The sequence below is a fragment of the Mesorhizobium sp. B3-1-8 genome (genome assembly GCF_006439495.1).
Taxonomy (GTDB): Bacteria; Pseudomonadota; Alphaproteobacteria; order Rhizobiales; family Rhizobiaceae; genus Mesorhizobium.
Map to the genome: position 1 here is coordinate 346,958 of NZ_VFTK01000001.1, position 22,385 is coordinate 369,342.

Here is a 22,385-nt window from a genome sequence, read left to right on the forward strand (position 1 = left end):
ATCGGCGCAGTGTTCTCGAAGATATCGCCATGGGCAACAGGAATCTCGGCGACCTGCCGGTTTCCGGCAGGCCGCCATGCGTTCGTCAGCCGGCGGCGAAGGGCACGGCCACGAAGATCTGCGCGTCGCCGCGATCGATCAGCAAAAGCACCGACCTCTTGCCGGACTTGCCTGCCTCGGCGATCGCCTGGTTGGCCTGCCTGGCGGTCTTCACCGGCATCTGGTCGACGCCGACGATGACATCGCCGGGCTGGATGCCGGCGACCGAAGCCGCCTTGTCCGGATTGACCCGCTCGACCACCGCGCCGCGCTGGTTGCCGGCAAGGTTGAGCTGGTCGCGAATATCGGGCGTGAGGTCGGTCAGGCCGAGGCCAAGCGAGGGAACGCGCAAGCCCTGTTCGGCCGACGGGCTGCGGCCTTGGTTGCCGTTCGACGCCGTCTTCTGATCGTCAGCGTTGCGGCCGACATCGGCGGAAATCTGCATCGCCTTGCCCTTGCGCCAGACATCGAGCGTTTCCTTGGCGCCCGGCGACACGTCGGCGACGGCGCGCGACAGATCCTTGGGATCCTTGATCTCCTGGCCGCCGAAGCCGGTGATGACGTCGCCGGTCTCGATGCCCGCCTTGGCAGCCGGCGACCCGTCGGTGACCTGGGAAACCAGCGCGCCGCCCGGATGATCGAGGCCGATGGCGCTGGCGACATCTTGAGTGACCGGCTGGATCTGCACGCCGAGATAGCCATACTCGATGTCACCGCCCTTCATCAGCTTGGCGACGACCTTCTCAGCTTGGTCGGACGGGATGGCAAAGCCGACCCCGACACTGCCGCCATTGGGCGAATAGATGGCGGTGTTGATGCCGATGACATTGCCGTTGACGTCGACCAGCGGGCCGCCGGAATTGCCGTGATTGATCGGCGCGTCGATCTGGATGAAGTCGTCGAACGGTCCGCTATGCAGGTCGCGGCCGCGCGCCGAAACGATGCCGGCGGTAACCGTGGTGCCGATGCCGAACGGGTTGCCGATCGCCAAAACCTGGTCGCCGGTCATCAGCTTGTCGGAATCGCCCCATTTGACGGTCGGCAGAGGCTTGTCGGCCTTGATCTTGAGCACCGCCAGATCGTTCTTGGCGTCGTGACCGACGAGCTTGGCGGGAAGCTCGGTACCGTCGTCGAGCGTCACCTTGATCGAGCTTGCGCCGTCGATGACGTGATTGTTGGTGACGATGGTGCCGTCCGCGCCGACGATGAAGCCGGAGCCAAGCGCCTCGGCGCGCTGCCCCTGCTGCTGCGGCGGCGCCTTCGGCATCGGCATGCCCTGGTCACCGAAGAACTGCTGGAAGAACTGGTCGAAAGGCGCATTGCCGCCGAGCGGCGAGCCCTCGTCCTGTGGCTGCGCCTTCATCACCGAAGTGATGGTGACAACGGCCGGCTTGGTGACGGCGATGATCGGCGCGAAGGAGCCGTTCGGAGCCGTGATGCCGGCGACGGGCGTCTGCGTGGTCGCGGCCACGGTGCTGAGGCCGGCATTGCTCTGGGCGAAGGAGACGATGACGGGCGAAATGATGAGCGCGGCGCCCAACAGGGCGGCGACGCGATGTCTGCGAAGAATGCTTGAGGGTGACATGGTCGTTCTGTCCGGGCGAGCGTTGATCCGGCGTCGCGGGCGCTCCCACGGGATCGTCCGTCGACGTGCCGATGACCGAATTTGCCTGTCTCGCCGTGCATGGCAGCCGGCCGTCTCGACAGACACGCATCTAGGACGCCTAGTTGCCATAATTAGGGTTTTGAGGCGACCTTACGAAGATTTAATTCAGAGGGCGCTTACGAACCGCTCCCGGCGGCGCAGGTAGGACGAGGCCATTTCGCGCATCCGGGCGGCATCGAAGCTCGGTCCGTGGCCGCCATGGCCGATGCGGATCGGCAGGTCGAGCAGGCGCTGCATGGTGCGGCAATAGGCCGTGCGGTCCGAATCCGGCAGATCGTCGATCAGCATGCCGTCATAGATGGCGTCGCCGGAGAAGAAGAGGCCGTCGGTCTCGTCGAAAAGCGCGATCGAGTCCGGCGAATGTCCGGGCAGATGCAGCACGCGGAATTTCCGGTCGCCGAGATCGACGATGTCGCCCTCGTCGAGCGCGCGGCTCAGCGGGGCGGGAGGAATGCGATAGTCAGCCGCCGTCCAACCCTGAGCCGGCAGCTTCGAGACGGCGCCGTCGAGATTGTGAAACATATAAGCGTAGGTGACGGCATCATCCATGTTTTCGAATTGCGCAGCGCTCATCTTCGGCCCCATGCGCAGCGGGAACTCATGCAGCGAGCCGACATGGTCGAGATGGATGTGGGTGGCGACGACGATGAGCGGCTTGCCGGCCGGCGTGTCGATCTCGGCCGCCAGGCGGCAAATACCCATGCCGGTGTCGACCAGCAGGTCCGCGTCGCGACCCTTCAAATGCCACATATTGGCGCGCACGAAATCATGCACGAAGGGCTCGGTCAGCATCGTCGTGCCGGCATCGACTTTCGCCGTGCCGAACCAGTCGCCCATCTCAAGCTCGCCCATCAGACGAACGGCTTCCCGACCTTGTATTTTTCCGGCACCAGCCGCTTCAGGTAGGCCATGCCGGCTTCCGAAAGCTGGTTGACGTCCGGCTGCATGAAATCGTCGGGCATATGGCGCGTCTTGCCGGCCACCGCCTTCAGCGGCACCTTCTTCAGCACGCTCTTCGACCCGTCATACTGGATCGCGACCGAGCCGCCGCCTTCCCCGGCGACGGCAACCGCGAAGGCGCCGGCGTCGAAGGCTTCCTTGGCGTCGACGGCGCTGATCGCGCCGATATAGCCGCGCGGCATGTAGCCCAGCGCATCGACTCGCGCGCGCTTGCCCGGCAGGCCTTCGGCCAGAGCGCGTTCGAGCGCCGCCGGCAGGTCGCTGCCCGACAGTTTGACGTTGCCGTGCTGGTCGCGCTCGAGCTTGTCCGCCGGCACCAGGCTTTCGACCAGCGCCTTGCCGTCGGCGGTGCTGACGCCTTCCGAGACGGCGACGATGCAGCGCTTGTGGCGATCCAGCTTCTCGCGCACTTCATCGATGAAGCGCTTTGCCGAGAAGGCGCGCTCCGGAACGTAGATCAAATGCGGGCCGCTGTCGGGATCGAGTTGCCAGGCGGCCGCGGCAGCGGTGAGGAAGCCGGCATGCCGGCCCATGACGATGCCGACATAGATGCCGGGCAGGGCGCGGAAATCGAGATCGACCGACAGGAACGCGCCGGCGACGAATTCGGCGGCCGAGATGAAGCCCGGCGTATGGTCATTCTCCTCGAGGTCGTTGTCGATGGTTTTCGGCGCGTGCACGAAGGCGATCGAGCCGCCGGCGGCATCGGTCAGGATCTGCTGGGTGCCCGACGTGTCGTTGCCGCCGATATAGATGAAGGCGTCGGCGCCGGCCTTCTTCAAGCCGTTGAGGATGACCTCGCAATAGGCGGCGTCGGGCTTGTCGCGGGTCGAGCCAAGGGCGGCGCTCGGCGTGCCGGCGATCAGCCGCAGCCGGTCCTCAGGAATGGCGGAGAGGTCGACATAATTGCCGTCGCGAATGCCGCGCACGCCGTGGATCGAGCCCAGCACCTTGGCGCCGGGATGACGCTTGCGGATTTCCAGCGTGGCGGCGACGACGGTCTGGTTGATGACGGCGGTCGGGCCACCGCCCTGCGCGATGACGAAGGTTTCAGCCATGCTTTTTCACTCCCTAGAGCATGATGCCGAAAAGTGTGAAGCGGTTTTCGGACGACATCATGCTCTAATTCTTTGATTTGGAGACGGATTCAGATTTCAGGTCGAACAGACCTGAAATCATCCGGCTCTAGACGAAGGCTTTCAGGGCACCTTCGCCTGTCTTGCGGCATCGCGCAACGGAAGAAACGGAAGCATGATCCTGAAAGTGGCGGCCGCACAGGCTGCCCGAAAAAGATCAGACCACGACGACCGGGTTCTTCTTGGAAACGCGGCTGTAGAGATCGATGATGTCCTGGTTGATCAGGCGCACGCAGCCCGACGACATCGCCTGGCCGATGCTCCACCATTCGGGCGAACCGTGGATGCGGTAGCCGGTGTCCTTGCCGTTCTGGTAGATGTAGAGCGCGCGGGCGCCGAGCGGGTTGGTGAGGCCGCCGGGTTGGCCGCCCTGCCATTTCACCAATTCCGGCTTGCGCTGGATCATCTCCGGCGGCGGCGTCCACACCGGCCATTCGCGGCCGTACTGGATGTTGGCGCGGCCCGACCAGCGGAAGCCATCCTTGCCGATGCCGACGCCGTAGCGGATGGCATCGCCGCCCGGCTGGACGAGATAGAGCATGCGCTCCTCAAGGTGGACGACGATGGTGCCGGGCGCCTCGCCGGTCTTGTCGACGACGATCTGGCGGCGGAACTGCGGCTTGACCTTCCGCCACGGCACCTCCGGCACCTGGAAACCGCCATCGGTGAACGAGGCGTACATGACGTCGGGGCCGGTGATGTTCTTGTCGACGCTGATCGCCGGGCGCATGGGCGGCACGGAACCGGTGACGGTGTTGTCGAGCTGCATTTGCGGCAGGTCGAGCGTGTCGGTGGTGCTGCAGCCGGCCAGGCCGAGCAGCGCCATGGCGCCGGCGCCGGAAAGCACGGCGCGGCGGGAAAGCTGAATTTCGGTATCGATTGCGGCGCCGTTGGAAGGCGGCGTCAGACTTTGCGGCAACTCGCGCATGCACCAAACCCTACGCTGCCGGCGGGAAGCACGGTCCGGCCGGATCGCAGGCATTTTCGCCACTCATGGTTGAAAAAAGGTGAAAGACCAGAAGCCGGGCTTAACCCTAACGGATCGTTGCGGCGACTGATGGGCCTGCGGCACGGGCGCCGAAGATTTTTCCAACGGCCTCTTTACATTCCCGCCCACCCCAGGATTTATCCTTTTCTTTGCGCTCAAGGAGCAGGGAAATGTCCTTCGAAAACTGGGCCACCTTCGCCGCCGCCTCGTCCATCCTTCTCGTCATTCCAGGCCCGACGATCCTGCTGGTCGTCTCCTACGCACTGGGGCAAGGCTGGCGCACCGCGCTGCCGATGGCGGTGGGCGTGGCGCTGGGCGACTTCACCGCCATGACGCTGTCGATGCTCGGCATCGGCGCGCTGCTCGCGGCTTCGGCCACGGTGTTCACCGTGCTCAAGGTGATCGGCGCCGGCTATCTCATCTATCTCGGCATAAAACTGTTCCGCGCCGGCGGCGCGCTGAAGGCCGAGCCGCGCACCGACGCGGTCTCGGCGGCAAGGATGATGGCGCATGCCTGGCTGGTGACGGCGCTCAACCCGAAGAGCATCACCTTCTTCGTCGCCTTCCTGCCGCAGTTCCTCGACCGGCACGCCGACTTCTGGACGCAGATGCTGATCTTCGAGACGACCTTCCTGACCTTGGCTTTCGCCAACGCCTTCGGCTACGCGCTGGTTGCATCCAGGGCCCGCGCGATCGTGCGCAACCCGAAGGCGATCCGCATCTTCAATCGCACCGGCGGCACGCTGCTGGTCGGCGCCGGCATCGCCACGGTGGCGATGCGCTCCAGCAGCTAGGCCTGGGGCAAAAGCGAGGCAGATCACGTCTCCGCGGTTGGCGGGTTGGTACGGGTTGCTCTAGGATCGGATCCCGACCGAAAAATCGTCGATAGCGAGGACGTAATGATGGAGGACGCATTCGGCCTGGCTTACTCGGGCGCGACTGAAGCCGGGTTCCCGTCCTATGCCCGCGCCGTGCATGAGCTGCAATGCTTCGTCGGCGACCCGGTCGCTACAATCGACCGCGCCATCGCCGACGATCCCAGCTTCGTGATGGCGCATGTGTTCAAAGGCTATCTGTTCGGCCTTGCAACGGAGCGGGAGGCGATGGCCGTCGTGCAATCCTGTCATGCGGCGGCGCAGCCGCTTGCCGGCACCACGCGCGAACAGGCACATGTCGCGGCGCTCGGCCATCTCGCCAATGGCCACTGGCATGAAGCCGCGCGCATCCTCGAGGACATCGCGATCGACACCCCGCACGACGCGCTGGCGCTGCAGGTGGGGCATCAGATCGACTTCTTCACCGGCAATGCGCGCATGCTGCGCGACCGCATCGGCCGGGCGCTGCCGGCCTGGCAAAAAGGCATGCCGGGCTACCACGCCATTCTCGGCATGCTGGCCTTCGGGCTGGAGGAGATGGGCGATTATGCCCGTGCCGAATCCTTCGGCCGGCAGGCTGTGGAGATCGAACCGCGCGATGGCTGGGCGCAGCATGCGGTCGCGCATGTCATGGAAATGCAAAGCCGACAACGAGACGGCATCGCCTGGATGCGCGCCGATCCCGACGCCTGGTCGAAGGACAGCTTCCTGCAGATCCACAATTGGTGGCACCTGGCGCTGTTCCATTACGATCTCGGCGAAACCGACGAGGTGCTCAAGCTCTATGACGGGCCGATCTATGGCGACCCCTCGACATTGGCGCTCAACATGGTCGATGCCTCGGCGATCCTGTGGCGCCTCACTCTGGGCGGCGTCGATGTCGGCGACCGCTGGGCGGCGCTCGCCGCCAACTGGATCCCGAAAGCCGCCGCCGGCAATTACGCCTTCAACGACGCGCATGCGATGATGGCCTTTGTCGGCGCGGGACTGGAGGCGCCGGCCAAGACGCTGCTCGAGGCGCAGCGCGAAGCGATGCGCGGCAGCGACGACAACGCCGCCTTCACGCGCGATGTCGGACATCCGCTGACGCTTGCGATCAAGGCCTTCGGCGAAGGCAATCACGACGAGGCCGTGCGCCTGATCCGGCCGATCCGCTCAATCGCGCATCGTTTCGGCGGCAGCCATGCGCAGCGCGACGTGATCGACCTGACGCTGATCGAGGCCGCTCTGCGCGCCGGCGACACGGCGCTCGCGCGGGCCTTGACCGCAGAGCGCCAGTTGGCGCGGCCGGAAAGCCCGCTATCGGCGCTGTTCGCGCGGCGCGCCGCCGATTTGTCAGAGAATTGACCCGGGACGGATCTTGCCCTAAAAACTGGCCAAGCCAGATTTTTTCGAGATCCGAAAAAATTAACGGCATTGGGAGGAAATCATGTATCTCGGCCTCGACCTGGGCACATCGGGCGTCAAGGCGCTGCTGATCGACGGCGGCCAGAAGGTCATCGGCTCCGGCCACGGATCGCTCGATGTCTCGCGGCCGTATCCGGGCTGGTCGGAACAGGATCCGGCGCATTGGATCGAGGCATGCGAGGCGGCGATTGCCGAACTCAAGGCTTCGCATCCAAAAGAGCTGGCCGCGGTCAAGGGCATCGGCCTTTCCGGCCAGATGCATGGCGCCACCCTGCTCGATGCATCGGACAAGGTGCTGCGCCCCTGCATCCTGTGGAACGACACGCGCAGCCATGTCGAGGCGGCCGCGCTCGATGCCGATCCGCGCTTCCGCAAGCTCACCGGCAACATCGTTTTCCCGGGCTTCACCGCGCCGAAACTTGCCTGGGTGAAGGAACACGAAGCCAAGATCTTCGCCGCCGTCGCCAAGGTGCTGCTGCCCAAGGATTATCTGCGGCTCTGGCTGACTGGCGAGCATATATCCGAAATGTCGGATTCGGCCGGCACCTCGTGGCTCGATGTCGGCAAGCGCAGCTGGTCGGCCGAATTGCTGGCGGCGACGTCGCTCGACGAAAAGCACATGCCCTCGCTGGTCGAAGGCACCGCGAAGGCCGGCGGGCTGCGCAGCGAACTGGCCGCAAAATGGGGCGTCGCGACGGGTATTCCGGTTGCCGGCGGCGCCGGCGACAACGCGGCCTCGGCCTGCGGCATGGGCACTGTCGGCGCCGGCCACGCCTTCGTTTCGCTCGGGACGTCGGGCGTGCTGTTTGCAGCGAATGCCTCCTATTTGCCGAACCCGGAAAGCGCGGTGCACACATTCTGCCATGCGCTGCCCAACACATGGCACCAGATGGGCGTCATCCTGTCGGCCACCGATTCGCTCAACTGGCTATCGGAAATCACCGGAAAGGGCGCCGGCGACCTGACGCGTGAACTCGGCGATGCGCTGAAGGCGCCGACGGGCGTCACCTTTCTGCCCTATCTTTCGGGCGAGCGCACGCCGCACAATGATTCCGCCATCCGCGGTTCCTTCACCGGTATCGCGCATGAATCGAGCCGGGCCGTGCTGACGCAGGCGGTGCTCGAAGGCGTCGCCTTCGCTTTCCGCGACAGTCTCGAGGCCCTGAAGCAGGCCGGCACGGAGCTGACGCGGGTGACCGCGATCGGCGGCGGCTCGCGCTCGCGCTATTGGCTGAAGGCGATCGCCACCGCGCTGCAGGTGCCGGTCGACATCCCTGCCGACGGCGATTTCGGCGCCGCCTTCGGCGCGGCACGGCTGGGGTTGATCGCCGCGACGGGTGCTGATCCGTTGGCCGTGTGCACAGCGCCGGCGACTGATGCGACGATCGAGCCGGACGCAAGCCTGGGTGGCGCCTTCGCCGATGCCTACCAGTGCTATCGCGCGCTCTATCCGGCGATCCGGGCTGTAACCGCGTGAGTTTGCGCGAGGCCCCCCTCTCTGCCCTGCCGGGCATCTCCCCCTCAAGGGGGGAGATTGGCAGTTTTGGCGCCGGCTCTTTTCTATCGGCGTTGGGGATTAGCGACGGTCCGCGTGACGTCCGATCTCGCCCCTTGCGGGGGAGATGGCCGGCAGGCCAGAGGGGGGTGCCTCGCACCGTCCCTCCGAAATTAGCCTCACTGCGCCGGCACCTTATCCAAAAACCCGGTGACGCTCTTCAGGCGGCCATCCTCGATGAGGCCGATATCCGTTCCCTCGATGACGGATTCCGTGCCTTCGGGTCCCAGATTCCACGAGAAGCGGATGCGGTTGGCGAAACCGTCCGGCTCACCCTTCAGCGAGAAGCGGAAGCCGGCAAAGCGCTGCTGCACGCCGTCGATCAGTGCCGCGACGCCGGCGTGGCCGTCGCCCCGCATGACCGGGTCGCGATAGCTGACATCCTTGGTGAAGGCCGCGTCGAGCAGCGCCTTGCGGCGGGCCGCATCGCTCTCGTTCCAGGCGGCGATGTAGTTGCGGGCGATCGTGTTGAGGTCGGTCATGATCATCATCCTTCGTTGGACCGTTTCGACACGACGCTTTTCGCGCCCCACGGACGCCAAACCAATTACGCCCGAGGTAATCGGGCGAAACCATTTCGGAGAGGAAGGAAACCATGAGCAGCGGATTTTTCGGCGACATCAAGACAATCAAATATGAAGGGCCGGATTCGACCAATCCGCTGGCCTATCGCTTCTACAATCCGGACGAGGTCGTCGCCGGCAAGCGGCTGGAAGACCATCTGCGCTTCGCCGTCGCCTATTGGCATTCCTTCGCATGGCCGGGCGGCGACCCGTTTGGCGGCCAGACCTTCGACCGTCCCTGGTTCGCCAAGCCGGGCGGCGTCGACACGATGGAACTGGCCAAGCTCAAGGCCGACGTCGCCTTCGAAATGTTCTCGCTGCTGGGGGCGCCGTATTTCTGCTTCCACGACGCCGACGTGCGCCCGGAAGGCAAGGATTTTTCGGAGAGTGCGGCGCGCCTCGACGAGATCACCGACTATTTCGCAACCAAAATGAGCGAGACCGGCGTCAAGCTGCTATGGGGCACGGCAAACCTCTTCTCGCACCGCCGCTTCATGTCGGGCGCGGCCACCAATCCCGATCCGGATGTGTTCGCCTATGCGGCCGCGACGGTGAAGAGCTGCATCGACGCCACCAAGAAGCTCAAGGGCGAGAACTATGTACTGTGGGGCGGCCGCGAGGGCTATGAGACGCTGCTCAACACCGACCTTGCCCGCGAGCAGGAGCAGGCCGGCCGTTTCCTCAATCTCGTCGTCGATTACAAGCACAAGATCGGTTTCAAGGGCACGATACTGATCGAGCCGAAGCCGCAGGAGCCGACCAAGCACCAGTACGACTACGACGTCGCCACCGTCTATGGCTTCCTCAAGCGCTTCGGGCTGGAAAAGGAAGTAAAACTCAACATCGAGCAGGGCCACGCGATCCTGGCCGGCCATTCCTTCGAGCATGAGCTGGCTTTGGCGAATGCGCTCGGAATCTTCGGTTCGATCGACATGAACCGCAACGACTACCAGTCGGGCTGGGACACGGACCAGTTCCCCAACAACGTGCCGGAAATGGCGCTGGCCTATTACCAGGTCCTGCAGGCCGGCGGTTTCAAGACCGGCGGCACCAATTTCGACGCCAAGCTCAGGCGTCAGTCGCTCGACCCGGACGATCTCCTGATCGGTCATATCGGCGGCATGGATGCTTGCGCGCGCGGCCTGAAGGCCGCAGCCAAGATGGTCGAGGACAAGGCGCTGTCCGGTCCGCTCGCCGAGCGCTATGCCGGTTGGAACACCGCCGAAGGCAAGGCGATGCTCTCGGGCGAGCGCACGCTGACGGAGATCGCCGAGCGCGTGGTGAAGGAGAAGATCGAGCCGCAGCCGCGCTCCGGCCGACAGGAACTGCTGGAGAACATCGTCAACCGCTACGTCTGATCGCTCAGGCGGGATGCCCGACCGTATAGCATTCGCGCGGGGCAGAACTTCACGACAAGGTTTTGCCCCGAGCCGCCCCTTAATCGCCCCGCTCTTGCCTTCAAACAGCCGTCACGGAACTCGTATAAACGTGGCTCCTGTGGCGGGTGAAGAAGAAGGAGGCGAACCGATATGCAGCATGAACGCGAAATCGACGCCCTGCTCTCGTCCGGCGAAACCGGATCGATCATCGACCGGCTGATGGCATTGCCTCGGCCGACGAACGACGTGAAGACCGAATGGGATCGCGCCGTCAGCAACCGCTTCGAAATCCGTCTTGCGAGACAGATGCGCTCGCAGATGGACAGCGCCAGTGAGCAGCAGGGCCACTTGAGCGAGCGGCAGACCGCCGCATAGCGAGCGGAAGGCCGCCGCCTTAACGAGCGGAAGGCCGCCGCCTTAACCCTACCCCCGGCGAAGCCTGACCGGCGCCTCGCCGAACGCTCTCGAAAATGCCCTGGAAAATGCCGCGGCGGACGAGAAGCCTGTCCGCCCGGCAATATCGGCCATGGCAATGCGCGTGTCGACGACGAGACGGCGGGCGGCGCTGAGGCGCAGCCTCAGATAATAAGCGCCCGGCGTCTCGCCGATCGATTTGCGAAAAATGCTTTCCAGCGTTCTTGCCGTCACGCCGGCGCGCCTGGCCACGGCGTCGATGGTGAGCGGCTGGTCGACATGCGCTTCCATCAGGCGGATCGCCTGGGCAAGCCGCGGGTCGTAGCCGTCGAGCCGGCCGAGCGATACCAGCGGCTGCGCGTCGGTCGCGGCGCGCGCCTGGTCGTAGATGAAGACGCTTGCCACATCGAGCGCGGCGGCCATGCCGAGCCGGGTGCGGACCAGATGCAGCATCAGGTCGAAGGTCGGCGAGGCGCCGCCGGAGGTGAAGACCGGCCCGTCGATGACATAGCGGTCCGGCCGCACGTCGACGCCGGGAAAGGCGGTCGAAAACTCCTCCATATCCTCCCAATGCGTGGTGGCGCTGCGGCCCTCGAGCAGCCCGGCCCGCGCCACCAGCCAGGTGCCGGCCTCGACGCCGCCGCAGGCGCGGGCCGCCCGCGCCGCCCTGCGCAGGCCGGCAAGCAGCGCGGACGTGGCGTAATTCTGCGTGCCGAAGCCGGCGACGACGACCAGCATGTCGGTCGGCTCGGCCGCGTCGAAACGGCCGCTGACCGCAACCGGCAGGCCGCAAGTCGTCACCGGCGCCTCGCCCGTGACCGAGACCAGCTTGAAATCGAACAGCGTCTCGCCCGAGATGCGATTGGCGGCGCGCAACGGATCGACCGCCGAGGCGACGCACATGATCGATGAGCCCGAGAACACCAGGAACGTCACCTTGAGTGGCTCGCGTTCGGATCGAAAGATGGTCGGTTTTTCGCTTTTGATCATGAGACCTTCGTAAAACGCAAAACAGTTTCCGGCAAGTCGGGCATTCTTGATGAATTCCTGTGCACGCCGTGCCATTGTCGGCTCCCGCTTCTGGGTGGCATGCATGGCCGATCGAATCTGGGAGGATCAAGATGCCGCTTGCGATGAACCGCGAGGTCTTCATTACCTGTGCCGTGACCGGTTCCGGCGGCACGCAGGACCGCAGCCCGCACGTGCCGCGCTCGCCCAAGCAGATCGCCGATTCGGCGATCGACGCGGCCAAGGCTGGTGCCGCGATCGTCCATTGCCATGTGCGCGACCCCGAGACCGGCAAGCCCAGGCGCGACGTGCATCTCTACCGCGAGGTGACGGAGCGCATCCGCGAGGCCAATGTCGACGTGGTGTTGAACCTGACCGCCGGCATGGGCGGCGACATGGTGTTCGGCTCGCCGGAAGCGCCGCTGCCGCTCAACGAGAAGGGCACCGACATGGGCGGCGCCACCAACCGCATGGAACATGTGCGCCAGTGCCTGCCGGAGATCTGCACGCTGGATTGCGGCACGATGAATTTCGCCGAAGCCGACTACGTCATGACCAACACGCCCGGCATGCTGCGCGCCATGGGCGGCATGATGACGGCGCTCGGCGTCAAGCCGGAGATCGAGGCCTTCGACACCGGACATCTGTGGTTCGCCAAGCAATTGGTCGAGGAAAAGGTCCTCAACCCGGATGCGCTGGTGCAGCTCTGCATGGGCGTGCCGTGGGGCGCGCCCGACGACCTCAACACCTTCATGGCGATGGTCAACAACGTCCCCTCGACCTGGAACTGGTCGGCCTTCTCGATCGGCCGCAACCAGATGGCCTATGCGGCGGCGGCGGTGCTCGCCGGCGGCAATGTCCGCGTCGGCCTGGAGGACAATCTATGGCTCGACAAGGGCGTTCTGGCGACCAACGCGCAGCTCGTCGAGCGCGCGGCGAGCATCGTCACCAATCTTGGCGCGCGCGTGCTCGGGCCTGAGGAAGTGCGCAAGAAGCTCAATCTCACCAAGCAGGCACCGATCGCGGCCGCGGCGTAAGGCGGGCGTTGGCCATGGCTGATACCGTCAAATTCACCGCGATGAAGGACGGCGACAAGGAAGACTACGAATTCCTGACCGCCCATGAGATCGACTATGCCGCCAAGACCGGCGACCGGCTGCTCGACGCGCTCGTGCAGCTCGACGAAGGGCTTTCCGGTTACAAGATCACCCGGCTTGGCCATTCATTGCAGGCGGCGACGCGGGCCTGGCAGGATGGCGCCGACACCGACTGGATCGTCTCAGCGCTGCTGCACGACATCGGCGACATCTACGCGCCCTACAACCACGACGAATATGCGGCCGCGATCCTGAAGCCCTTCGTGCGCGAGCAATGCACCTGGGTGGTGGAAAAGCACGGCGACTTCCAGCGCCTCTATTACGCGCATCACCTGGGCGGCAACCGGCATGCCCGCGACCGCTTCGCCGGACACGTCTATTTCGACGACTGCGACCGGTTCTGCGAGCGCTGGGACCAGTCAAGCTTCGACCCCGACTACGAGACGCTGCCGGTCGAGTTCTTCCGGCCCTTCGTGCTCGAAGTGTTCGCCCGCAAGGCCTACGACCCGGCGGTGATCCGCGCCGGCGAGCGCGTGGCCCTCACCAACCCCGATACAGCCAAGACGAGAACCGGAGCCTGACAAGCATGAGCATCATCAACAAGGCGGCCGCCATTGGCGGCGGTGTCATCGGCGCCGGCTGGGTGGCGCGGCTGCTCTTGAACGGCATCGACGTGTCGATCTTCGACCCCGATCCGGAAGCGTCGCGTAAAGTGGGCGAAGTGATGAAGGGCGCGCGCCGCGCCTACAAGCAGATGCTGCCCGGCGGCCTGCCCAAGGAAGGCAAGCTCACCTTCGCCAAGACGATCGCCGAGGCGGTGGCCGATGCCGATTTCATCCAGGAAAGCGTGCCGGAGCGGCTCGACCTCAAGCACAAGGTGCTGGCCGAGATCGACGCGCATGCGCCGGCCAACGCCATTGTCGGCTCGTCGACCTCCGGCATCAAGCCGACCGACATGCAGGTGGCGATGAAGAAGCATCCGGAGCGGCTGGTTGTCGGCCATCCGTTCAACCCGGTCTATCTGTTGCCGCTGGTCGAGATCGTCGGCGGCGAGCAGACGTTCCCCGAGGCGATCGAAGTGGCCAAGGAGCTCTACGCCTCGATCGGCATGAAGCCGGTGGTGGTGCGCAAGGAGATCGAGGCCTTTGTCGGCGACCGCCTGCTTGAAGCCGCCTGGCGCGAGGCGCTTTGGCTGGTCAAGGACGGCATCTGCACCGTCGAGGAACTCGACGACATCATGCGCTATTCCTTCGGCCTGCGCTGGGCGCAGATGGGCATGTTCCAGGTCTATCGCGTCGCCGGCGGCGAGGCCGGCATGCGCCACTTCATGGCGCAGTTCGGACCTTGCCTGAAATGGCCGTGGACCAAGCTGATGGACGTGCCGGAGTTCAACGACGAGCTTGTCGACCTGATCGCCACGCAGTCGGACGAGCAGGCGCACGGCCTGTCGATCCGCGAGCTGGAGAAGATCCGCGACGACAATCTGGTCGCCATCATGGAAGCGCTGTCGAAGCAGAACAAGGGCAAGGGCTGGGGCGCCGGCGCGCTGCACAAGGATTATACAAAGCAGCTCGCCAAGCTGGCGGCGAAACCGGCCGCCAAGACCGCCGTTAAGGCCAAAGCCGCCAAGCCGACGAAGAAGGCCGCAAAGCCGGCAAAGGTTGAAAAGCCTGCAAAGGCTGCAAAACCCGCCAAGGCCGACAAGGCGAAGAAGAGCAAGAAGAAGGGCTGAGGCGATGCATTTCGGTCTTTCGGAAGAACAGAAGCTTATCGTCGAGACGACGCGGGCCTTCGTCGAGAACGAGCTTTATCCGCATGAGCGCGAGGTGGAGCGCACCGGCGTGCTGCGCCGCGAGCTGATCGACGAATTGAAGGCCAAGGCGATCGGGGCCGGGCTCTACGCCGCCAACATGCCGGCCGATGTCGGTGGCGCCGGCTTGGACACAGTAAGCTGGTTGCTCTACGAGAAGGAGCTTGGCCGCGCCAATTACGCGCTGCACTGGACCTGCGTGGCGCGGCCTTCCAACATCCTGCTCGCCGGCACGCCGGAGCAGCGCGAGAAATACCTCTTCCCCTGCATTCGCGGCGAGAAGTGGGATTGCCTGGCGATGACCGAGCCGGGCGCCGGCTCCGACCTGCGCGGGATGAAGGCAACCGCCGTGCAGGACGGCTCGGACTGGGTGCTCAACGGCACCAAGCATTTCATCTCGCATGCCGACATCGCCGACTTCGCCATCGTCTTCATGGCCTCGGGCGAAGAGGATTCGCCGCGCGGCAAGCGCAAGAAGATCACCGCCTTCTTCGTCGACAAGGGCACCAAGGGCTTTTCGGTGCGCGACGGCTACCGCAACGTCTCGCATCGCGGCTACACCAATTCGATCCTGGATTTCGACGATTGCCGGTTGCCGGCATCCCAGGTGCTCGGCGAGGTGCATAAGGGCTTCGACGTCGCGAATTCGTGGCTGGGCGCCACGCGCCTGCAGGTCGGCGCAACCTGCCTCGGCCGCGCCGAGCGAGCGCTGTCGCACGCCATCGAATATGCCGCGCAACGCCAGCAGTTCGGCCAGCAGATCGGCAAGTTCCAGGGCGTCTCCTTCAAGCTCGCCGACATGGCGACGGAGCTCAAGGCCGCCGACCTGATGGTCTTCGAAGCCGGCTGGAAGTACGATCAGGGCACCGTCACCGACCAGGACATGGCGATGGCCAAGCTGAAGGCCACCGAGATGCTGGCCTTTGTCGCCGACGAAGCCATCCAGATCCATGGCGGCATGGGTCTGATGGACGACCTGCCGCTAGAGCGCATCTGGCGCGATGCCCGCGTCGAGCGCATCTGGGAAGGCACGTCGGAGATTCAGCGACATATTATTTCGCGGGCGCTGCTGCGTCCGTTCGGAGCTTAGAGCATGATTACCCCAAACCGGGACCGGTTTTGGGGAAAGATCGCGCTCAAACGAAAAGATGGCCATGCATAAACTCGAACGTCTCCTGCGCCCGAAATCGATCGCCGTGTTCGGCGGCGCGCAGGCCGCCGCCGTCGTGGCGCAATCGATCAAGATGGGCTTTGCCGGCGAAATCTGGCCGGTGCATCCGACCAAGGACGAGGTCGCCGGCCGCAAGGCCTACCGCTCCGTCGCCGACCTGCCCGGAGCGCCGGACGCCGCCTTTGTCGGCGTCAACCGGCACCTCACCATCGAGGTGATCAAGGCGCTGGCCGAGCGCGGCGCCGGCGGCGCCGTCTGCTTCGCCGCCGGCTTCCTCGAGACCGAGGCCTATGACGAGGATGGCGAGCGGCTGCAGGCGGAACTCGTTGCCGCCGCCGGCCAGATGCCGATCATCGGCCCGAACTGCTATGGCCTGATCAACTATGCCGACGGCGCGTTGTTGTGGCCCGACCAGCATGGCGGCATCCGCCTGGCCGAGGGCGGCAAGGGCGTCGCCATCATCACCCAATCCTCCAACATCGCCATCAACATGACGATGCAGAAACGCGGCCTGCCGATCGCCTTCCTGATGACGGCGGGCAACCAGGCGCAGACCGGCCTGTCGGAAATGGCGCTCGGCCTGATCGAGGACGAGCGCGTCACCTCGCTCGGCCTGCATATCGAGGCTTTCGACTCGGTAGCCGGCTTCGAAAGGCTGGCGGCGCGCGCCCGCGAGCTGGAGAAGCCGATCATCGCCATGAAGGTCGGCCGCTCGGAGCAGGCGCGGCAGGCGACCGTCTCGCATACCGCCTCGCTGGCCGGCTCGGACGCCGCCTCCGGCGCGTTCCTGAAGCGGCTCGGCATTGCGCGTGTCGATTCCATCCCGGCCTTCATCGAAGCGCTGAAGCTGCTGCACATCACCGGACCGCTGCCCGGCTACAAGCTTTCCTCGATGAGCTGCTCCGGCGGCGAAGCCTCCGTGATGGCCGACAGCGCCGAGGGCCGCTGGGTGCATTTTCCCGCGCTTATCGATCAGCATCGCGCGCATGTCAAATCGACGCTCGGACCGCTGGTCGCGGTTGCCAATCCGCTCGACTATCACACCTTCATCTGGAACAACGAGCCGGCGATGACGGCCACCTTCACCGCCATGGTGTCGGGCGGTTTCGACCTCAACATGCTAGTGCTCGACTTCCCGCGCCCCGACCGTTGCTCGGACGTCGACTGGTGGGCGACGCTGCGCGCCTTCGAGGCGGCATTGAAGACCAACAAGGCGCAAGGCGCGATCGTCTCGTCACTGCCGGAAAACCTGCCTGAGGAATACACCGCCGGGCTGATGGCGCGCGGCATGGTGCCGTTGTTCGGCATTTCGGAGGCCATGGACGCCGCCCAGGCCGCCGCCTTCATCGGCTGGGCCTGGCGCGAGCCGCAGGCGCAGCCGATCGACACCACGGCCGCGGGCGCGTCGGAAGCCAGACACGTGACGCCGGACGAGGCCGAAGCCAAGGAAAGGCTGATCAAGGCCGGCCTGCCGGTGCCGAAGGGCGAGCGCGCTTCCAACGCGGTCGAGGCGGTGATCTCGTCGATGACGCTGGGCTTCCCGGTGGCGCTGAAGGCGCTCGGCGTCACGCACAAGTCGGAAGTCGGCGCCGTCAGGCTGAACCTCAGGGACGCCGAGTCCGTCAGCGCCGCCGCGCATGACCTTCTGCCGCTCGGCACCGGGCTCTATGCCGAGCGCATGGTGCGCGACGGCGTCGCCGAACTGATCGTCGGCTTCACCCGCGATCCGATGTTCGGGGTGGTGATGACGCTCGGCACCGGCGGCGTGCTGGTGGAGCTTCTGCGCGACAGCGTGACCCTGATGCTGCCGGCGACGCGCGACGACATCGAGGCGGCGCTGCATGGATTGAAGCTCTATCCGCTGCTCGAAGGCTATCGCGGCCGGCCGAAGGCCGATGTCCAGGCGGCCATCGACGCCATCGCCGGCATTGCCGACTTCGTCCAGAAGAACGAAGTCGAGATCGAGGAGCTCGACATCAACCCGCTGATCGTCTGTGCCGAAGGCAAGGGCGCCTGGATCGCGGATGCCCTGCTGGTGCTTGGAGAAAAGAAGAATGACTGAAATCATCACTACCCGCCGCGAGGGCACGATCCTCGAGGTCACGCTCGACCGGCCGAAGGCCAACGCCATCGACCTGAAGACATCGCGGCTGATGGGCGAGACCTTCAGGGCGTTCCGGGACGATCCCGACCTGCGCGTCGCGATCGTCAAGACCGCCGGCGACAAGTTCTTCAGCGCCGGCTGGGACCTGAAGGCGGCCGCCGCCGGCGACGCGGTCGACGGCGATTACGGCGTCGGCGGTTTTGCCGGGCTGCAGGAGTTGCGCGACCTCAACAAGCCGGTGATCGCCTGCGTCAACGGCATGGCGGTGGGCGGTGGCTTCGAACTGGCGCTGTCCTGCGACCTCATCTACGCCTCGGACCATTCCTCCTTCGCGCTGCCGGAGATCCGTGCGGGCACGCTGGCCGACGCAGCCACCATCAAGCTGCCGAAGCGCATCCCCTACCACATCGCCATGGACCTCCTGTTCACCGGCCGCTGGATGGATGTCGCCGAGGCGCACCGCTGGGGCCTGGTCAACGAAGTGCTGCCCAAGGACAAGCTCGAAGAGCGCGTCTGGGAGATCGCAAGGCTCTTGGCCAGCGGCCCGCCGCTGGTCTTCGCCTCGATCAAAGAGACGGCGCGCGTGGCCGAGGCGCTGACCTTCCAGGACGCGATGAACAAGGTGACACGCCGGCAGTTGCCGACGGTCGACGCGCTCTATGGCTCCGAAGACAATATGGAGGGATTCCGGGCGTTCGCGGAAAAGCGCGACCCGGTTTGGAAGGGAAAGTGACGCTGCGGAGATGACGGCGCGAGGCACCCCTCTCTGCCCTGCCGGGCATCTCCCCCGCAAGGGGGGAGATTGGCAGTGTCGGCGCCGGCGCTCACCTTCCCCCGCTGGAGATTGGCGAAGGCAAATGCGACATCCGATCTCCCCCCTTGCGGGGGAGATGGCCGGCAGGCCAGAGGGGGGTGACCGGGCTGAACCTCTCCAGTCGGTCCAACCGCAATGACCGACTACAAAACGCTGATCGATGCCGAGACCTGGGCCTTCATCGAGAAGACCAACTCCTATTATCCGCCGGACACGATCGACTACACGATAACCCAGCAGCGCGCGATCTATGACCGGATGTGCCGGGAGTTCTTTGCCGGCTACCCGCAAGGCGTGACCGCCGAGACGACAAGCATCGCCAACGGCATCCCGATCCGCATCTATCGCAACGCCACGCCGAACAATGCCGCCATGGTGCTCTATCTCCATGGCGGCGGCTTCATCCTGGGCGGGCTGGACAGCCATGACGATGTCTGCGCCGAGCTTTGCGCCCGCACCGGCTTCGAGGTGGTCTCGGTCGATTACCGGCTGGCGCCGGAACATCTGCATCCGGCCGCCTTCGATGACGCGATGGACGCTTTCGAATGGGCCGCCAGGACCTATGACCGCCCTGTCGTGCTTTGTGGCGACAGCGCCGGCGGCAATCTCTGCGCGGCGACAGCGCATGCTACGCGCGGCCATGCGAAGAAGCCGGCCGGCCAGATGCTGATCTATCCCGGCCTTGGCGGCGACCATTCGCGTGGCTCCTACGTCACCCATGCCGAGGCGCCGATGCTGACGGTGCGCGACCTCGATTTCTACAAGCATATCCGCACCGGCGGCGTGGACCGGACCGGCGATATCACGCTCTACCCGCTCGCCGACGCCGATTTCGCCAATTTGCCGCCGACGGTGCTGATCACCGCCGAATGCGACCCGCTGTCGTCCGACGGCGAGGCCTATCGCGACCGCATCGTCGCGGCCGGCGGACGCGCCACTTGGTTCGAGGAGCCTGGCCTTGTGCATGGCTATCTCAGGGCCCGGCACATGGTCGGCCGGGCACGGACGAGCTTCACCCGCATCGTCGAGGCGGTATCGGCGCTTGGCCGGGGCGACTGGATCTGGTGACGCCCGGCGGCTGGGCAACGCTTTCCGCCCCGCTATCCCTCAAATGAACCTTTCCCTGCCTGACAGCGACTGATGGCCAGGCGCCGCAATGGTGCGGCCCGGAAAGGGAAAGCCCCATGACCAGAAACCCAGAGACTACGCGGTCTCCGGGAACAACGGGAGTCCAGCGCGATCACCGCCTTCGGGAAGGGGTGGACGCGCTGGGCTTTCGGCTGATTCCGTTGACCCTGCATAGGCGCAGGCGTATCGTCACGACGAGGAAAGCAGACAATTCGATCGGGGAAGAACGTGCCGCAACGCCGCGCCTTGCCCTGGTTGGCGCGACAAGACCGGATGTTCCTTCCTGCGGCTTCGGGGGGAGTTCAATGTCTGGCGGTCGCGGCTCGTTTCTGCGTTCTCGTGGCGGCCGTCTGCGCCGCGCAATAGCATCCACCAGCGGAATTCTTGCCGTGGCGCTGTCCGCCAGCCTCTGGCTCGGCGGCGTGGCGAAGGCGCAGGAAACCCAGATCATCTATCCTGGATCGATGGCGGTCACCGGCTTCCCCGGCACCATAATCCCCGATTTCGACCAGGGCTTGCCGCCCGGCACCGATCCGGTCGACGAGACCTTCATCGACACCTCGCGGGCATCCTTGCGCATTTTCGACGTCTCGCATCTCGGCGGGCCTGCCTCGGGCCAGCTCGTCTTCACGCCGCCGCCCTTCGAGGTGACGGCTGGGCAGATCGGCGAGGTGTTCGGACTGACCTATGACGACGGCGTACGCGATGGCGTGCCGTCGGGCATTCCCAATCTTTATGCCGCCGCGACCTCGCTGCATGGCGTCGAGATTGTCACGCCGGACGCCGACGACGACGGGCGTCCGGAGCGGCAGCGTCGCGGCGCCGCCGGCGCCACCTTCATGGGCGGCCAGTTCGGCACCGAGAATGGCGGCGGTCCAGGCACGATCTGGAAGATCGACGGCATCACGGGCGCCGTCTCGAAATTCGCCGACATCGACACCAATAGCGGACCGGGCATCGGCAACCTCGCCTTCGATCCCATCCACCGCCAGTTCTTCGCCTCGGATATCGACACCGGCCTGATCCATCGCATCGACGCCGACGGCCATCTGATCGACACGTTCGACCATGGCGTCGCCGGCCGCCCGGCGCATGGGCTTGGCCCCGTCGCCGACGATGGCGCGGTTATGGACATCCAGGGCGCGGCCTTCGATACCGAAGACCCCGAGACCTGGGGCTATACGCAGGACGAGCGCCGTGTCTGGGCGGTCTCCTATCACGGCGGCCGGCTCTATTATTCGGTCGGCGAAAAATCCGAGATCTGGTCGGTCGGCATTGCGCGCGACGGCACGTTCGCGGGCGATCCGCGTTGGGAACTGACGGTCAAGGCCGAGAAGGATTACGCCGTCACCGACATAGCCTTCGACAACAACGGCCTCATGTATCTCGCCCAGCGCGGCCCGGTCGAAAACCGTTACGATTACAGCCGCTTCGCCGATTCCGGCAAAGGCGAGCTGATCCGCTACTGGCAGGAAGACCCGGACGATCCGGCGACGGAATCGGCCTGGGTCGAGGTGCCGCAGGAATATGCGGTCGGCTTCCCGCAAGGCAACCGCCAGTCGGCCGGCGGCGTCGACCTGCAGTATGGCTATGATGCCGACGGCAATATCGACACCAGCGTCTGCACCGACACCGTCGTCAACACCGGCGACAAATTGCGCGACAACCCGGAACTTGCCGAGCGCCTCGCCGCCGGCGGGCCGCTTGCCGTGCATGGCGTGCAGCTGACGCCGAGCGCGCTGGTCAAGCCGGCGAACGTTCCGCCCTTCGGCTCGTGGTTCGTCGACTTCGACGGCTATTTCGAAGACCCGGAGGTCGAAGGCCATGTCGGCGACGTCAGGGTCTGGCGCCCGTGCGAAGGCCGCGCCGGCTATTATGAGGAAATCCCCGGCGGCTATCTGCCTCCGTTCTATCCGCCCGACTTCCCGCCGCCCGGCAATCTGCCGCCCTGCGTCGATGTCGAGGACGTGCATTACTACTGCACGCCGCGCGGACTTCGGGCCGAACTCTATCTCCATGACCATGCCGGCTTCGGCGGCGATTCGATCAAGGCGCAGTCCAGGACGCCCGGCGTCGGGGTGACAACCCCCATGTCGCATGTCCCGGGCAAACCCTACACGATCGACATCACCGGCCATTATCCTGGCGACACCGTCAATGTCGGGCTCTGCTTCTACCGCAAGTCCGACCAGGACAAGGGTGGCTACTACCCTTGCTGCAAGATGACGCTGCCGCTCAGAACGCCAGCCGTCAGCTGCGAACGTTGAGGGA

At 65.3% G+C, this 22,385-nt stretch carries 19 protein-coding genes; 13 read left to right on the forward strand and 6 right to left on the reverse strand.

Features of this window, described 5'->3' with window-relative positions; genetic code table 11:
* Positions 1-85 precede the first annotated feature (85 nt).
* From FJ424_RS01645 to FJ424_RS01660, 4 genes are all read right to left on the reverse strand, one after another.
* Positions 86-1,624 carry a DegQ family serine endoprotease gene (locus tag FJ424_RS01645; RefSeq protein ID WP_140650764.1) on the reverse strand — a complete coding sequence of 513 codons (1,539 nt, stop codon included), beginning with the start codon at positions 1,622-1,624 and terminating at the stop codon, positions 86-88.
* A gap of 186 nt (positions 1,625-1,810) precedes the next feature.
* Positions 1,811-2,542, reverse strand: coding sequence for an MBL fold metallo-hydrolase (locus FJ424_RS01650; protein ID WP_140650811.1), 732 nt, complete (start codon positions 2,540-2,542; stop codon positions 1,811-1,813).
* 14 nt (positions 2,543-2,556) lie between these two features.
* Positions 2,557-3,723 carry a diphosphate--fructose-6-phosphate 1-phosphotransferase gene (locus tag FJ424_RS01655; protein ID WP_140650767.1) on the reverse strand — a complete coding sequence of 389 codons (1,167 nt, stop codon included), beginning with the start codon at positions 3,721-3,723 and terminating at the stop codon, positions 2,557-2,559.
* Between the two features lie 235 nt (positions 3,724-3,958).
* A complete protein-coding gene (locus FJ424_RS01660; protein WP_246677114.1) occupies positions 3,959-4,627 on the reverse strand; it encodes a L,D-transpeptidase in 669 nt (222 codons plus the stop codon).
* A gap of 332 nt (positions 4,628-4,959) precedes the next feature.
* Here FJ424_RS01660 and FJ424_RS01665 point away from each other — a divergent pair, with 332 nt between their 5' ends.
* The 3 genes from FJ424_RS01665 to xylB all read left to right on the forward strand — a co-directional run bounded on the left by FJ424_RS01665 (position 4,960) and on the right by xylB (position 8,548).
* Positions 4,960-5,583: a LysE family translocator gene (locus FJ424_RS01665; RefSeq protein WP_140650772.1), complete on the forward strand. Its 624-nt coding sequence runs from the start codon at positions 4,960-4,962 to the stop codon at positions 5,581-5,583.
* A gap of 108 nt (positions 5,584-5,691) precedes the next feature.
* Complete coding sequence (locus tag FJ424_RS01670) at positions 5,692-7,011, forward strand: tetratricopeptide repeat protein (RefSeq protein WP_181181949.1); 1,320 nt, start codon at positions 5,692-5,694, stop codon at positions 7,009-7,011.
* 82 nt (positions 7,012-7,093) lie between these two features.
* Complete coding sequence (gene xylB / locus FJ424_RS01675) at positions 7,094-8,548, forward strand: xylulokinase (protein WP_140650776.1); 1,455 nt, start codon at positions 7,094-7,096, stop codon at positions 8,546-8,548.
* A gap of 197 nt (positions 8,549-8,745) precedes the next feature.
* On the opposite strand, the gene FJ424_RS01685 is transcribed toward xylB, so the two are convergent.
* Positions 8,746-9,108, reverse strand: coding sequence for a nuclear transport factor 2 family protein (locus tag FJ424_RS01685; protein ID WP_140659954.1), 363 nt, complete (start codon positions 9,106-9,108; stop codon positions 8,746-8,748).
* A 113-nt stretch (positions 9,109-9,221) separates the two neighbouring features.
* Between FJ424_RS01685 and xylA the strand changes: the two genes are divergently transcribed.
* Together xylA and FJ424_RS01695 are read left to right on the forward strand one after the other, a co-directional pair.
* Entirely contained in the window at positions 9,222-10,547 is a 1,326-nt protein-coding gene (xylA, locus tag FJ424_RS01690) for a xylose isomerase (RefSeq protein ID WP_140659953.1), read from the forward strand.
* Positions 10,548-10,718: 171 nt separating this feature from the next.
* On the forward strand, positions 10,719-10,943 hold the full coding sequence (locus FJ424_RS01695; RefSeq protein ID WP_140659952.1) for a hypothetical protein: 225 nt from the start codon (positions 10,719-10,721) through the stop codon (positions 10,941-10,943).
* Between the two features lie 48 nt (positions 10,944-10,991).
* Here the strand turns inward: FJ424_RS01695 and FJ424_RS01700 are convergent, their stop codons facing one another.
* Positions 10,992-11,972 carry a GlxA family transcriptional regulator gene (locus FJ424_RS01700; RefSeq protein WP_140659951.1) on the reverse strand — a complete coding sequence of 327 codons (981 nt, stop codon included), beginning with the start codon at positions 11,970-11,972 and terminating at the stop codon, positions 10,992-10,994.
* Positions 11,973-12,103: 131 nt separating this feature from the next.
* Here FJ424_RS01700 and FJ424_RS01705 point away from each other — a divergent pair, with 131 nt between their 5' ends.
* The 8 genes from FJ424_RS01705 (at position 12,104) to FJ424_RS01740 (ending at position 22,381) form a co-directional block, all read left to right on the forward strand.
* Positions 12,104-13,027: a 3-keto-5-aminohexanoate cleavage protein gene (locus tag FJ424_RS01705; RefSeq protein ID WP_140659950.1), complete on the forward strand. Its 924-nt coding sequence runs from the start codon at positions 12,104-12,106 to the stop codon at positions 13,025-13,027.
* Between the two features lie 14 nt (positions 13,028-13,041).
* Positions 13,042-13,668: an HD domain-containing protein gene (locus FJ424_RS01710; protein ID WP_140659949.1), complete on the forward strand. Its 627-nt coding sequence runs from the start codon at positions 13,042-13,044 to the stop codon at positions 13,666-13,668.
* A gap of 5 nt (positions 13,669-13,673) precedes the next feature.
* Positions 13,674-14,819 carry a carnitine 3-dehydrogenase gene (locus FJ424_RS01715; RefSeq protein ID WP_246677110.1) on the forward strand — a complete coding sequence of 382 codons (1,146 nt, stop codon included), beginning with the start codon at positions 13,674-13,676 and terminating at the stop codon, positions 14,817-14,819.
* Between the two features lie 4 nt (positions 14,820-14,823).
* Complete coding sequence (locus FJ424_RS01720) at positions 14,824-15,987, forward strand: acyl-CoA dehydrogenase (protein ID WP_140659948.1); 1,164 nt, start codon at positions 14,824-14,826, stop codon at positions 15,985-15,987.
* A 64-nt stretch (positions 15,988-16,051) separates the two neighbouring features.
* Positions 16,052-18,130, forward strand: coding sequence for an acetate--CoA ligase family protein (locus FJ424_RS01725; protein WP_140659947.1), 2,079 nt, complete (start codon positions 16,052-16,054; stop codon positions 18,128-18,130).
* Positions 18,123-18,905, forward strand: coding sequence for a carnitinyl-CoA dehydratase (locus FJ424_RS01730; RefSeq protein WP_140659946.1), 783 nt, complete (start codon positions 18,123-18,125; stop codon positions 18,903-18,905). Before FJ424_RS01725 ends, FJ424_RS01730 begins: the two co-directional genes overlap by 8 nt.
* 216 nt (positions 18,906-19,121) lie before the next feature.
* Positions 19,122-20,054, forward strand: a complete 933-nt coding sequence (locus tag FJ424_RS01735; RefSeq protein ID WP_140659701.1) for an alpha/beta hydrolase — start codon at positions 19,122-19,124, stop codon at positions 20,052-20,054.
* Between the two features lie 365 nt (positions 20,055-20,419).
* Positions 20,420-22,381, forward strand: coding sequence for a hypothetical protein (locus tag FJ424_RS01740; RefSeq protein ID WP_140659700.1), 1,962 nt, complete (start codon positions 20,420-20,422; stop codon positions 22,379-22,381).
* Positions 22,382-22,385: the final 4 nt, after the last annotated feature.